Here is a 13,806-nt window from a genome sequence, read left to right as displayed (position 1 = left end):
TATATATTTGGAGGTTTCCGCGTTGTCAAAAACGAGAAGATTTACGATACGCTCCAAAATTCTCTTGGGCTATCTTGTTGTTGTGGTTTTATTTGGTGCTGTCTTGCTGGTTCTTACGGCCCAAATTAATGTCTTGCAGAAGGAAAATGATTTTATCAGTCATCATGATCTGGAAGTACATAATCTGACCAACGCGATTGAAAAAAATGTCTTGAACATGGAAACAGGACAGCGTGGATTCATGATTACAGGCAATGAAAGCTACCTGGAGCCTTATTCCCAAGGCCTCTCCCAGTGGAATTCCAACTATGATCAGTTGAATGTTCTCATTAGTGACAATCCTTCACAGCAGCAGAGTCTGGAGAATATCAAAGCACATATTACACGCTGGATTGAGATCGCTGGGGAACCGTCGGTCAACTTAAAAAAGCAAGGTGATCAAGCCGAGGTTATTGCGTTCTTCCAATCTGACCCGGGTAAAACGGAAATCGATCTGCTGAGATCTCAGCTTACGAGCTTCCGTAACACAGAAATTGCTCTGACGGAAGCAAGAGTAACCGATCTCGCCAGACGAAGTTCCACACTACTGACGATAATGTATACGTTATGGGGGATAATTGCAGCATTATCAATCACCGCCGCGTTAGTAATTTCAGGCAATATTGTCAAAACGTTACGTGATGTTATGCAAACGATCAGTGATATTTCCAAGGGTGGGAACCTGAAACAGCGAATTCAGGTGCGAACCCATGATGAAGTGGGTGATCTGGGGCATGAAACCAACAAGTTGCTGGATGAAGTGCAGGAACAGAATCGCATCAAGGATCAAATTACGGGGATCGCTACACTCTTGCAGAACCCGACCAATCTGGAGGGATTGTCACGTTTGTTCCTGAACGAACTTGCCATCCAGTTTGAAGTGCCTTATAGCGTTCTATATTACTGGAAAGACAATCGACTGCTTCGGGTAGCTGCATATGCTGCGGATGGAGAGAAAGAACGTTCGCTCGGAAAAGTGTCGCTTGCCCCGGGTGAGGGACTTGTCGGACAAAGTGCTGTCGAGAAGCGAGTCTTGCGCATGAATGATCTGCCTCAAAACTATATCCAAATCTCATCGGGTCTTGGACATGCATCTGCCACATCACTTACTGTTGTGCCGGTCCTGTTCGAAGGCAGAACGATTGCGGTAATTGAACTTGCATCAATGAATCCGCTGCAAGAGAAAGACATGAAGTTGATGCAAGAACTGACGGAGATTTTTGGTGTTTCACTACACTCCACCGTCACTCGTATGGAGTTACAGCATTTGTATGACGAGTCACAAGTTCTGAATGAAGAATTACAGGCACAATCGGAGAAACTTCAGGCTCAGACCGAAGAGATGCTGTCTCAGACGGAGGAGCTGCAAATGCAGACCGAAGAACTTCATATGCTTAATGAACGCCTGGAATTACAGAAGAATGCTGCAGAGACCTCAGCCAATGAACTCTCGGTTGTAGCAAATCAGCTGCGAACTAGTTCAGGGTACAAATCCGAATTCTTGGCCAACATGTCCCATGAACTGCGGACTCCGCTTAACAGCATGTTGATTTTATCCGAAATATTGTCTGAAAATAAAAATCAAAACCTGAATAATGAAGAGCAGAACTATGCTTCAGTCATTCACAAGTCAGGTAAAGACCTGCTGAATCTGATCAATGATATTCTGGATCTATCCAAGGTGGAAGCCGGGCAGATGGAAGTGGATTTCGATGATGTCTATCTGGGTAGTCTGCCAGAAGTCATGAATCAGTATTTCTTGAAAACAGCGGAGCAGAAAAGAATAGATTTCCGAATTCAGCTCCAAAGTCCTTTGCCGGAAACGATCGTGACTGATGAGATGAGATTGCACCAGATTCTTCGAAATCTGCTCTCCAACGCATTTAAGTTCACCAGTGAGGGTGAAGTTGCCTTAACGATCTCCAGCATGAGTCTGGCTCATCCGGAAGCCAAAGGCCAAGAGACAGATGTGATTGCTTTCTCCGTTAGTGATACGGGTATCGGGATTGCGGATGACAAACTCTTGCAGATCTTCGATGCCTTCAAGCAGGCGGACGGAGCAACAGCTCGTAAATACGGGGGGACAGGGCTCGGCTTGTCCATCTCTCAATCGCTTGCGACTCTGCTGGGGGGTTCTATCTCAGCAACAAGCCGTGAAGGGCATGGCAGTGTATTCACGCTGTTCCTGCCACTGAGAATGGATGAGCCTGAGACCATGCACACATCCCGGTTGTTCCTGAATGAGGTGGCTAGCACCACCCCGGAAATCAACAAACTCCCTTCATTGACCACGGCTCCATCGGATGTGTTATTAACACCTCTGGAAGAAGCGTTGCTGAGCGGACGCCAAGTGCTTGTCGTTGATGATGATATACGTAATGTATACGCCCTAGCTAACGCTCTTGAGCAATACGGCATGAATGTTATTTCAGCGCAGAACGGATACGAGTGTCTGGAACTGTTGGAGCGCGGAGGAGCAACGCCTGATCTCATCATGATGGATATCATGATGCCGGAACTGGATGGCTATGAGACCACTCGCCAGATCCGTGAACGACTTGGCATGACCCAGCTTCCGATTATTGCGCTGACAGCCAAGGCCATGAAAGAGGATCGGGAAAAATGTATTGCAGCAGGTGCTTCAGACTATCTCAGCAAACCGCTGAATATCAAAGAAGTATTATCCCGCATGAAATTATGGATGAATCACGAAACATTGGAGATCTGATCGTAGTTGAACTAAATCAGATCTCCTGCAGAAACAAAATTATAAAAACCTATGCCGATTACAGGAGGTGCGCTGTAATTAGGTCATAGGTTTTATTTTTTTGTCGTGTAAGCTTTATTCTGAAATTTGATGTTATAATACTTAACAATCAACAAAGTTGAATGGTTGAATATAGATTTAATTAGAAATAAAATCCAGAATTAAGCTGTGGAAACGACAATAACACGATGTTGTGTTATATATATGGGAGGTAGTGTCCATGCAACTTACGGTTAAAGAGGCTTTACAGGTATACCCGTTGTCAGAGGCCAAACTGGTTGCGGGTGGAGAAGGGACTTCACGGATGATGAAATCCGTTAATGTCATGGACGCTCCTGATATCGCGGATTGGATCAAATCCGGAGAGATGCTATTCACCACCGCTTTTATTATGAAAGACAGTGAGACGGATGCATTACGTTTGATGCGACGCTTGAATGAACGCGGCTGTGCAGGACTCGGCATTAAGCTGGGACGTTTCTGGCAGTCCATTCCCCAAGGTATTGTCGAGGAAGCCGATCGACTTCGATTGCCGCTCCTTGAACTTCCCTTTCAATTTACCTTCTCCGACCAGATGAATGCCTTGTTCAAGGCTGAGCATGAACGCAGTAACCGATTGCTGCATGAGGTCGTGCAGAAGCAGAAGAAATTAATGCAGTTTGCGCTGCAACAGCAACCCCACCGGAATGTGTTTGCCGAACTTGCCACAGTGTTGAACTATCCGCTTGCAGTCATTGGTTCTCGTGGACATGTGCTCTATGGCAGTGAAGGCATTGCAGGGGGTGCGGTAACTCAGGGATGGCCATGGAAATCCGTCATGCATCGCGTGAAATGGAATCAAGGAAGCTGTCACCGCGTACCGATTAAGCAAAATGATGAAGAATACGGATCGTTGCTTGTATTTACGGATTCAGCCCTATCGCTTCGAGCAGAAGAAGAATTGTTCCAGCAGGCTGCCGATGTACTGGCCTTCTATATGGATATGACCTATCGTGAGCACATTAATCCGACCGTGCAGGATGAGATGCGCACACTGCTTACACAGTATTTGGATAACAAAATGACCGTTCAGGAATTAACCACCATGAGTGAGAACAAAGGTGTCCATCTGTTCCAGGGAACCTATCAGTGTGTGCTGATCACGCTTGAACCCACTGTATTTGCCGAGGGAAAGCTACTTAAACAGATTCATCGCGAATTGCAATACAATCCGCTGATGCAATTCACGGCCTCACAGCATTTTCAGATCGAGGATGGCATTCTGTCCATCTACACCTGTCCAACAGGGCGAGATTATGGAGAGGAGCTGTCAAGTTTTCTGTTGAGCCGGTTCGGTGATGTTCTGGCAGCGCAAGAAGCGAAAGGAGCACCGGCTCCGCGGTTCTGGATCAGCAAAATGAAACATGAGCCCAAGTCGCTCCGTGAAGCGTACCAGGAGTGCCTGGATACACGACAACTGGCTCGCCGGTTCGGCATGAAAGATCGTGCGCTACAATTTGAAATGCTCGAATTTGCCTACGTGTTCCAACACGTACCGGATAACATCATGGAGAACTACTGCAATAAAGTACTTGAGCCGTTACTTGCCAGGGATGGTGATCCCAATCAGGTGCTGATGAATACATTGGAGTCCTTTATCGAGAATGACGGACTCATCAATGAAGCTGCCAAGCAGTTGTTTGTGCATCGCAACACGGTCACTTATCGTATGGAGAAAGTTGGCAGCTTGCTGCAAATGGACTTTAAGAAGACAAATGATCTGCTGAAGTTGAAGCTGGTATTCACCTTCCGCAAGTTTGTTCGGGATAAAGCCGCTGCAAGACCGCACAATGTCCAACTCTAGACCGCACATTGTGCAACATGACAATACTACGGGTCAGACCCCCAAGAACCGCATTCCCTTGATGGAGTGCGGTTTCTTTATGTTTGAGGATAACGAAAGATGTCCTTGCCGTGCATAGCAAACAAATCGCAACTCTGATGTTATGTTATATTACAAAATTGCGTAAATATTGTTGTCGCGACATTGAACGACACTTAGAATGAAGAACAATAATCCACAACAGACCGGAGGTTCTAACATGAGCGACTTAATTAAACTTGTTAACAACTGGTCTATCACACAGTTCGTGCATACGTTTGGCGGCTTATTTGAGGAATCACCGTGGGTAGCTGAGCGTTCCGGGCTTTCACGACCTTTCGATTCGTTTGAACAGATGATGCATGTTATGACGAGTGTGGTTCAGGCATCGGATGACCAGGTGAAATTGCAACTGCTTCGAAATCACCCGGATCTTGGGGCGCGAATCAGCATGAGCAGCAATTCCGTACAGGAACAAGCTGGTGCAGGGCTAAATTCACTTTCACAGGAACAATTCAACGAACTTCAACAATTAAACAAAGCATATACAAGCCAATTTGGCTTTCCATTCATATTGGCCGTCAAAGGCCATACCGCAAGTTCCATCCTCGAATCCATGCGGCAACGTCATCGCCGAAGCAGGGAAGAAGAATTCGAGACTGCCTTGAAGGAAGTATTCAAAATTGCAGGCATTCGCTTGGAGCAGTGGCTCGCACAGATCGGTCATGAACATGAGTTCGTGAGCAAGCCAGCCGCAGTGCAGCAGCGGACCATGTATTACGGCAAAGGGGATGTGTGGATGTATCGTTCCTACGCCAAGCCGCTGACGGGCATACAGTCGATCCCGGAATCTCCGTTCATGGGACGCAGTAATATTCTGTTTGGATTGAACATTAAGGTCGCTGTGCAGGGCGATGAATTCTTGCCTTCTTTTGCAGAAGGGGATAATTCGCTGGTGGTGGCGACCGATTCGATGAAGAATTTCATTCTCACACATGCAGCGGAATACACAGGGGCAACGGTGGAAGGATTTCTTGCACTGGTAAGTCGACGTTTTCTGGAGACGTATCCGCAGATGACCAAGGTTCAGATGACCGCGGACCAGATTCCTTTTGAAGATATACCGATTGGATTGGAAGGAAGCTATCGACCGAGTGCGCTCGTATTTCGTTATTCGCAGAACGATCGCGCGACAGCTGCCGTGGAAGCAGAACGAACCAATGGCTTGATTGAACTGAGCAACCATTTCAGTGGTGTAGCCGATCTGAGACTAATCAAGGTCAAAGGCAGTGAATTTGCCGGATTCATGCAAGATGAATATACCACTCTTCCAGAGACAAGGGATCGACCGTTATTTATTTTCCTGAACATTAATTGGCGTTATGAAGATCCGAGGGATGGCATCGACGATCAGCGCGGACGGTATGTGGCGGCGGAACAAGTCAGAGATTTGGCTGCTGCTGTATTTCATGAGTGTCGATCCGCTTCTATTCAACATCTGATCTATCAGATTGGACGAAGATTGTTAATTCGATTTGAGCAGTTAAGTGAGGTTTCATTTGAATCCAACAACCGGACCTGGGAGACGGTGCTGGAGGAAGTGAAAGAGGGGGAAGGCAAAGTGTTTACCGAGCCGAGACCGCCATACGGATTCCAGGGTTTCTCGATGACAAGAGATGATCTGGGAGCAGACGGCCGTGATTCCTCGAAAGAAGGTGACGTCTAATGTCGATATCTGGCGGACGAATTACAACACATGTGCTGGATACATCCAAAGGCGTCCCTGCTGCGGGTGTTCGGATCGAACTGTATATCCTGAAGAGGGATGGAGAGCAGGAAACCAAGATAAAAGTTGCTGAGTCGGTGACAAATGCGGATGGGCGTTTGGAGGCGCCACTGCTGGATGGAGGCAAGCTAAAGCAAGCGATATATGAGCTTCAATTCCATGTCGAAAGTTATTACGCACAGCGTTCGTTGGAAGAGTTGGGGCAGGCACTGTGGACGGTCGTTCCAATTCGTTTTGCCGTATCTGATGCATCAAGCCATTACCATATTCCGTTATTGATTGCTCCAGGAGGTTACAGTACATACCGGGGAAGCTGAACATGCACACATCCGGTTCTGATTCAGGGGAGGGTCATCCACATGACAACATTTGATACCATCATTCGGGGGGCCCGGGTGGTGCTGAAAGATCGCGTAGAAGAACTGGATATCGGCATTACTGGTGAGAAAATAACAGCTATATCCGCGCAGCTCGCCGCTGGCGAAGCGACTCGGATCATTGAAGCTGAGGGCCTTACGGCGATGCCGGGCGTGGTGGACATTCATGTGCATTTCAATGAACCCGGACTCGCCAGTTGGGAGGGATTCAGGTCTGGATCGGCATCTCTTGCTGCCGGGGGAATCACGACCTACGTCGATATGCCACTTAACGGCGTACCACCAACCACACGGCCGGAAGCATGGGAGATGAAAAAGAAAGCAGCTGCAGACCAATCATATGTCGATTATGCGTTCTGGGGAGGCTTGGTTCCCGGCAATCGTGATGAACTTGCTCCACTGGCAGGGTTGGGTGCTGCCGGATTCAAGGCATTTATGTCCGAGCCGGGTGGAGAAGGGGAAGACATTTTTGCGAGAGCTGATGACCGTACACTGCTGGACGGGATGCATGAAATTGCAAAATTAAATCGTGTGCTGGCACTTCATGCAGAGGACGAAGGCATGGTTGCCGAACTCGGCACTAAAAGCATTGCGGCGGGAAAGACGGAACCGATGGACTATGTCCAGTCACGTCCTGTGGAAGCCGAAGTCGTCGCGGTTGCCCGGGCGTTGCAATATGGCAAACAGACCGGGTGTGCGCTGCATTTTGTGCACATTAGCACCCGGGAAGCACTGGATTTGATTGCAGAGGCTAAACGGCGTGGGCAAGACGTCACTTCGGAGACATGTCCTCACTATCTGACACTGACCGATCAGGATGTGGTCCGATTGGGAGCTTTAGCAAAATGTGCTCCACCTCTTCGCAGCTTCTCCGAACAGGAGCAGTTATGGGATGCACTGACGTCAGGATTAATTGATGTTATTGCTTCAGACCATTCTCCATGCCCGCCATCCATGAAACTATCCGATAATTTTTTTGAAATCTGGGGCGGTATATCCGGAGCGCAAAGCACACTGTTGATCATGCTGGAGGACGGACATCTTCAGCGAAATATCGACCTCCCGTTGCTCGGAAGAGTGCTCTCCTTGCAACCTGCCAGAAGGCTTGGTCTGGAGAGCAAAGGAGAGATTGCGATCGGCAAGGATGCAGATCTGGTCCTGATTGACTGGGAGAAGAGCACAACCCTGAATACGGAGGATCTGCTCTATACGCATAAACAGAGCCCCTATGTGGGACGTACATTTAACTGTTGTATTACAGACGTGTTCTGCCGTGGGCAGAAGGTATATAACTCGGAATTCGGATTATCTCCTGAACCTATCGGGCGGCACATCGTAGCCTACTCCTCACGTCCCATCGAGGTGGGAACGGAGGAGACGCCATGACAGAGTCTGGAGTATACCGATCATCCGGTACGAATAATCCGCCTATTCCTTTGCCGAATGTGGAACAGGTGGAGCTGCAAGCCATGCTTGACTGGCTCTCGACATATGGTGCGGATGCACAGGGTGGCGTTACAAGACTGTTATATGACTCGGCTTGGTGTGAAGCGCAACACGCCCTCGCAGCCAAGATGCAGGAGAAAGGGCTGTCTCCCGAGTTTGACCAGTCTGGTAATCTGTATGGCACATTGAAGAGCGAAATGGATGAAACAACAACTGGTGCAGAAGCATTACCGATTGTGACCGGATCACATATTGACAGCGTGGTATACGGTGGTAAATATGATGGTGCTTACGGTGTGGTGGCGGGAGTCCTTGCATTGGAGTATTTACAGAAGCATTTTGGAGCACCGAAACGCACACTTCAAGTGGTATCCCTATGTGAGGAAGAAGGAAGTCGTTTCCCTTTCGCGTATTGGGGTTCGCGCAGTATAACAGGAATGACAGTTCTCGAGGACGTAGAGCATTTGAAGGATCAAGACGGCATTACCTTTGCACAAGCGATCCGCGATGCGGGCTTTGGACCCGATAGTGCCTATAGACCTGCCGCGAAAAATTACGGTGCCTTTATTGAGCTTCACATTGAGCAAGGTCAGGTTCTGGAACGTCTTGGACATTCGATTGGGGTCGTATCCGACATTGTAGGTCAGAAGCGGTTCAGTATCACCGTAAGCGGGGAAGCGAATCACGCAGGAACGACACCGATGTCCTGGCGCAAAGACGCACTTGCCGGAGCTGCCGAGATGATTACTGCGGTAAGAGGTATCGCATTGGATGCAGGCGAACCGCTCGTAGCCACGGTTGGGCGAATCACGGCCGATCCGGGTGTTGGGAACGTGGTTGCAGCCCGGGCGGTATTTTCACTGGATATTCGTCATATTCGGCAGGAGAGTATCGATCGTTGCTGGCAGGAGATGCTCCAGGCTTTTAGTCGAATCGCAGCCGAGCAGCAGCTCGGACTGGACTGGGAAGAACATCTATCTGTCACACCCATCCCCATGAATGCGCAGATGATCTCGGACATTCAAAACATCTGCGAGCAGGAGCAATTGTCCTACTGGCCCATGCCAAGCGGTGCCGGACATGATTCGCAGATTTTTCAGCCGGCTTGTCCGACAGCGATGATCTTTGTACCGAGCCAGGATGGTATTAGTCATAATCCACTTGAATATACAGCTGAAGCAGACCTGATGCACGGTTTTCGGGTTCTGGTCCAGCTACTCTATAAATACGGTTACGGGAGTTGAATGAAGATGTCCAACTATAAAGAGTTATCTCCGTCCTTGCGGACCATTATGACCCCGGGCCCCGTTGAGGTTGATCCGCGTGTGCTAAGAGCACTATCCTTTCCGATCCTGGGGCAGTTTGACCCGGAGTTCACATCTTTGATGAATGAGACGATGGCGATGCTGCGTGAGCTATATATGACAGATAACGAGTGGTGTTATCCAGTAGATGGCACATCCCGTTCAGGCATTGAAGCTGTGTTGGTCAGTCTGATTCAGCCCGGTGACAAAGTTCTCGTCCCGATCTACGGGCGATTCGGACATCTGTTGGTTGAGATCTCGGAACGCTGTGGTGCGGAGGTCGTCTTCTTCGAAACGGAATGGGGAACGGTATTTGATCCGGAAGAAGTGATCAAGGCGATCCATGCCCATAAACCGAGTCTGGTTGCGATGGTTCACGGTGAGACTTCCACGGGGCAGATGCAGCCCCTTGCCGAGATTGGCAAAGCCTGTCGCGAACTCGATATATTATTCGTTGTAGATGCTGTGGCGACCATCGGTGGCACGCCGGTGAAGACGGATGCCTGGCATCTGGATGCGGTGATGGGCGGCACCCAGAAATGCCTGTCTGTTCCTTCGGGGATGGCACCTCTCACGTACAACAGTCGTGTGGAGCAGAAACTGATGAGCCGTAAAACAGTTGAACGCGGACTGCGAGATGCAACCAGTGCGCTGGCAGAAGGCCGCACGATTGCCAGTAATTATTTTGACCTGAGCCAATTGCAGGATTACTGGAGTTCAGCACGGTTGAACCACCATACGGAGGCCACCTCCATGCTCTACGGTCTTCACGAAGGATTGCGCATTCTGCTGCAGGAAGGATTGGAGGCCAGATTCCAGAGACATCTTGTGAATGAACGTGCGTTGGTCGCCGGAATTGAGGGAATGGGACTGCAATTGTATGGGGATATGTCCAGTAAACTTCCGGTGGTTACTTGTATCACGATTCCGGAGGGGATCGATGGTGAGTCGGTGCGCAGCATGTTGCTGAGCGATTTCGGCATTGAGATTGCCAGTTCATTCGGCCCGTTAAAAGGGCAAATCTGGCGGATCGGTACAATGGGATTCAGTTGCCAGCGCAAGAACGTACTTCATGTGCTCGGAGCGCTGGAAGCTGTTCTATTACGTCATCGTCATGTACTACCTGCTGGTGAAGCAGTGCAGGCCGCATTGGATGTGTATGCAGGGAAGGAGGGTGCCTTATGTTAAACCAGATGCCAATCTCCAGAGAGGTTATGGTCACCTCTCCTCATTATCTGGCGAGTGCAGTTGGAAGCTCTATCCTCCAGCAGGGCGGGAATGCTTATGATGCTGCTGTTGCGGTCAGTGCAGCTCTGGGTGTGGTATATCCGCATATGACCGGACTTGGAGGGGATGCCTTCTTCCTGATTCATGATGGAGCCAGCGGTGAGATTACCGCCTACAACGGAAGTGGCCGCTCATCCGCAGGCATTCATGCCGATACGTTCAAAGCGATGGGCATGAGTGCCATCCCCCAGCGCGGTGTGCTTAGTGCCATTACGGTCCCTGGAATGGTGGATGCCTGGTGGGAAGTCTGGTCCCGGTACGGTAAGTTACCGTGGGAGCAACTGCTTGAACCCGCAGCACAGTATGCGGAAAAAGGATGCCCTGTATCCCGAAATCTCCGCCTGTGGATGGAAAGGGATGAAGATCTCATTATGGGGCATACACCCCTGCGAGCGGTATTTGCCCCGTTGGGTACACTTTTGCAGGAAGGCGATCTGCTGATTCAGCTTGAACTCGCTGCCTCCATTCGTCTGATTCAGACGGGGGGAAGAGACTCTTTTTATACAGGAGAGCTTGCGGATCGTCTGACTTCGGCTATTCGTGAGGATGGGGGCATGCTTGCACCAGCGGACTTTGCAGGTCATCGTGGCGAGTGGGTGAAACCGGTTAGTACGGGGTATCGTGGCTATGAAGTTCATCAGATGCCGCCCAACTCGCAGGGATTCTCGATGCTGATGATGTTAAATATGCTGGAGCATACGGATCTGTCCTCTGTAGCACGTACCTCACCTGAATTCTATCATCTGATGGCGGAAGTGGTGAAAAAGGCGTTTCGGGATCGTGACCGTTATCTGACAGACCCGGATTTCAGGGACATTCCGCTGGATCATCTGTTATCCAAGGGTTATGGAGACCAATTGTGGAATGAGATTCAGGCTGCTCCACCTGTGGCACAGCCATTTTTGTCCAAAACGATAGGTCAGGACACGGCATATGCAGCGGTTGTCGATAGCGAAGGCCATGCCGTTTCGTTCATTCAAAGCCTGTATTTCGACTTCGGTGCCGCCTATGTTCCAGGAGATACGGGAGTCATTATGCAAAACCGGGGGTCCTTTTTCTCCTTAGATCCGAGAGATGCCAATGTACTGGAACCGAACAAACGCTCATTCCACACCCTGATGCCGGGCCTCGTTACACGAGATGGCAAACCTTATATGCTCGTGGGCACGCAGGGCGGAGAAGGCCAGCCGCAGACGCAATTATCGGTGCTTACCGGAGTGCTTGATTACGGGCTCAACATCCAGGAAGCGATCAGCCTGCCACGTTGGGTGTACGGACGTACCTGGGGTGAAGAAGGCGATACGATGCGTGTGGAGAACCGATATCATGATGACGTATGTGCAACCCTTGCCCAGTGGGGACATAACGTTGAAGCCAGAGCGCCGTGGGACGGGATAATGGGACAGTCGCAAGGCATTGTCATTCGGGAGGACGGCATGATTAGCGGCGCAGCAGATCCTAGAGGCGATGGTATGGCTATCGGATGGTAACAGACAGCGATCGGAAGGTTAGTCTGTCATCGGAGTGCAAGTGTAAATATCTATGAGTTGAACGATACAGACAGACACAGATAGGGGAGATTGGCATGGGAACGATCCTGCTGAAGGGCGCACAGCTTGTGACGATGAATGCAGAAGAGGAAGTGTTCATCGGAGATCTGTTGATTGAGGATAACAAAATCAAGGAGATTGCAACACACATCGACGTTCAAGCTGATCAAGTCATTGATGCTCGCGGTAAAGTGTTATTGCCAGGCTTTATCCAGACGCATATTCATCTGTGTCAGACCTTGTTCCGTGGACGTGCGGATGATCTGGAACTGATGGATTGGCTCCGTCAGCGCATCTGGCCACTGGAAGCAGCGCATGATGAGGAGTCTGTATATTATTCTGCGATGCTTGGACTTGGCGAATTGATCTCCAGCGGAACGACGACCATTCTGGATATGGAGACGGTACATCACACGGACTCGGCGTTTCAGGCGATGGCACAGAGCGGCATCCGGGTCATCTCCGGCAAGGTGATGATGGATCATGGAGACGAGGTTCCAGAACCCCTGCGTGAGAATACAGCAACTTCATTGCAACAGAGTGTGGATCTGCTGGAGAAATGGAACGGCTTTGGCGGCGGACGCATTCAATATGCTTTCTGTCCACGCTTCGTTGTATCGTGTACCGAGGAATTGCTGATAGAAGTGCGCGACCTGTCCAATAAATATCATGTCAAAGTCCACACCCATGCTTCCGAGAATCGCGGAGAGATCGAACTGGTCGAACACGAACGCGGGATGCGCAACATCGTATACCTCGATCATATCGGTCTGGCTACCCCCAGATTGGTGCTGGCACACTGTGTATGGCTGAGTGAGGAAGAGAAGGAGATCATCCGCAAGCGCGGTGTGAAAGTCACTCACTGCCCTGGATCGAATATGAAACTTTCTTCCGGGGTAGCTGATATTCCAGATCTGCTGAATCGTCAGATCGCGGTTGGGATTGGGGCCGATGGTGCCGCGTGCAACAACAATCTGGATATGTTTCAGGAAATGCGCCTCACAGCTCTGATGCAGAAGATTCCTCATGGTCCAACCGTGATGGATGCCCGGACTGTATTGCGTATGGCTACCATGGGTGGTGCAGAGGTGCTCGGCATGTCGAAGGAAATCGGCAGTCTCGAAGTGGGCAAAAAGGCAGATATGTTGCTGCTGGATCTGGATGATTTCCACACGTACCCTTCCTATGAGACGGATGTCTATTCCCGCGTAGTGTATTCCGCAACACGTAGCTGTGTGGATACCGTTATTATTGACGGAAGTATTGTACTCAAGAATCGTAAGATTCAGACGATTGATCGTGGCATTGTGCTGCGTGAGTCGGATAAGAGTATTGCGAGATTGATGAAACGTATCTGATCGAAGGAAGTTTATGCAATTCCAGAAAGGA

9 protein-coding genes are annotated in these 13,806 nt (G+C 49.7%); all 9 read left to right on the top strand.

Annotated features, from left to right (window positions below; translation table 11 throughout):
• Window positions 1–22 precede the first annotated feature (22 nt).
• Window positions 23–2,767 carry a CHASE3 domain-containing protein gene (locus FS628_RS11205; RefSeq protein ID WP_260871011.1) on the top strand — a complete coding sequence of 915 codons (2,745 nt, stop codon included), beginning with the start codon at window positions 23–25 and terminating at the stop codon, window positions 2,765–2,767.
• Window positions 2,768–3,026: 259 nt separating this feature from the next.
• The gene (locus FS628_RS11200) at window positions 3,027–4,649 is read left to right on the top strand and encodes a PucR family transcriptional regulator (RefSeq protein ID WP_145321917.1); all 1,623 of its coding nucleotides are present in this window, start codon (window positions 3,027–3,029) and stop codon (window positions 4,647–4,649) included.
• Between the two features lie 238 nt (window positions 4,650–4,887).
• Window positions 4,888–6,393 carry a factor-independent urate hydroxylase gene (pucL, locus tag FS628_RS11195; RefSeq protein ID WP_145321915.1) on the top strand — a complete coding sequence of 502 codons (1,506 nt, stop codon included), beginning with the start codon at window positions 4,888–4,890 and terminating at the stop codon, window positions 6,391–6,393.
• Window positions 6,393–6,770, top strand: coding sequence for a hydroxyisourate hydrolase (gene uraH, locus FS628_RS11190; RefSeq protein ID WP_145321913.1), 378 nt, complete (start codon window positions 6,393–6,395; stop codon window positions 6,768–6,770). Before pucL ends, uraH begins: the two co-directional genes overlap by 1 nt.
• A gap of 42 nt (window positions 6,771–6,812) precedes the next feature.
• Window positions 6,813–8,216: an allantoinase AllB gene (gene allB / locus FS628_RS11185; RefSeq protein WP_145321911.1), complete on the top strand. Its 1,404-nt coding sequence runs from the start codon at window positions 6,813–6,815 to the stop codon at window positions 8,214–8,216.
• Complete coding sequence (locus tag FS628_RS11180) at window positions 8,213–9,520, top strand: Zn-dependent hydrolase (protein ID WP_145321909.1); 1,308 nt, start codon at window positions 8,213–8,215, stop codon at window positions 9,518–9,520. The genes allB and FS628_RS11180 overlap by 4 nt, the downstream gene beginning before the upstream one ends.
• A 6-nt stretch (window positions 9,521–9,526) precedes the next feature.
• On the top strand, window positions 9,527–10,768 hold the full coding sequence (locus FS628_RS11175) for a pyridoxal-phosphate-dependent aminotransferase family protein (RefSeq protein WP_145321907.1): 1,242 nt from the start codon (window positions 9,527–9,529) through the stop codon (window positions 10,766–10,768).
• Window positions 10,762–12,357, top strand: a complete 1,596-nt coding sequence (gene ggt, locus FS628_RS11170) for a gamma-glutamyltransferase (RefSeq protein ID WP_145321905.1) — start codon at window positions 10,762–10,764, stop codon at window positions 12,355–12,357. Before FS628_RS11175 ends, ggt begins: the two co-directional genes overlap by 7 nt.
• Before the next feature lie 95 nt (window positions 12,358–12,452).
• Complete coding sequence (locus FS628_RS11165) at window positions 12,453–13,775, top strand: 5'-deoxyadenosine deaminase (RefSeq protein WP_145321903.1); 1,323 nt, start codon at window positions 12,453–12,455, stop codon at window positions 13,773–13,775.
• Window positions 13,776–13,806: the final 31 nt, after the last annotated feature.

Source organism: Paenibacillus xylanexedens, from assembly GCF_007676705.1.
GTDB lineage: Bacteria > Bacillota > Bacilli > Paenibacillales > Paenibacillaceae > Paenibacillus > Paenibacillus xylanexedens_C.
The sequence above is the reverse complement of the archived record's forward strand: the minus strand, read 5'-3'. Positions and strand labels throughout refer to the sequence as shown.

Excerpts from the sequence above, each read along its gene's own strand:
- FS628_RS11200 (WP_145321917.1), top strand. The coding sequence starts at position 3,027 with ATGCAACTTACGGTTAAAGAGGCTTTACAGGTATACCCGTTGTCAGAG.
- pucL (WP_145321915.1), top strand. The coding sequence starts at position 4,888 with ATGAGCGACTTAATTAAACTTGTTAACAACTGGTCTATCACACAGTTC.
- uraH (WP_145321913.1), top strand. The coding sequence starts at position 6,393 with ATGTCGATATCTGGCGGACGAATTACAACACATGTGCTGGATACATCC.
- allB (WP_145321911.1), top strand. The coding sequence starts at position 6,813 with ATGACAACATTTGATACCATCATTCGGGGGGCCCGGGTGGTGCTGAAA.
- FS628_RS11180 (WP_145321909.1), top strand. The coding sequence starts at position 8,213 with ATGACAGAGTCTGGAGTATACCGATCATCCGGTACGAATAATCCGCCT.
- FS628_RS11175 (WP_145321907.1), top strand. The coding sequence starts at position 9,527 with ATGTCCAACTATAAAGAGTTATCTCCGTCCTTGCGGACCATTATGACC.
- ggt (WP_145321905.1), top strand. The coding sequence starts at position 10,762 with ATGTTAAACCAGATGCCAATCTCCAGAGAGGTTATGGTCACCTCTCCT.
- FS628_RS11165 (WP_145321903.1), top strand. The coding sequence starts at position 12,453 with ATGGGAACGATCCTGCTGAAGGGCGCACAGCTTGTGACGATGAATGCA.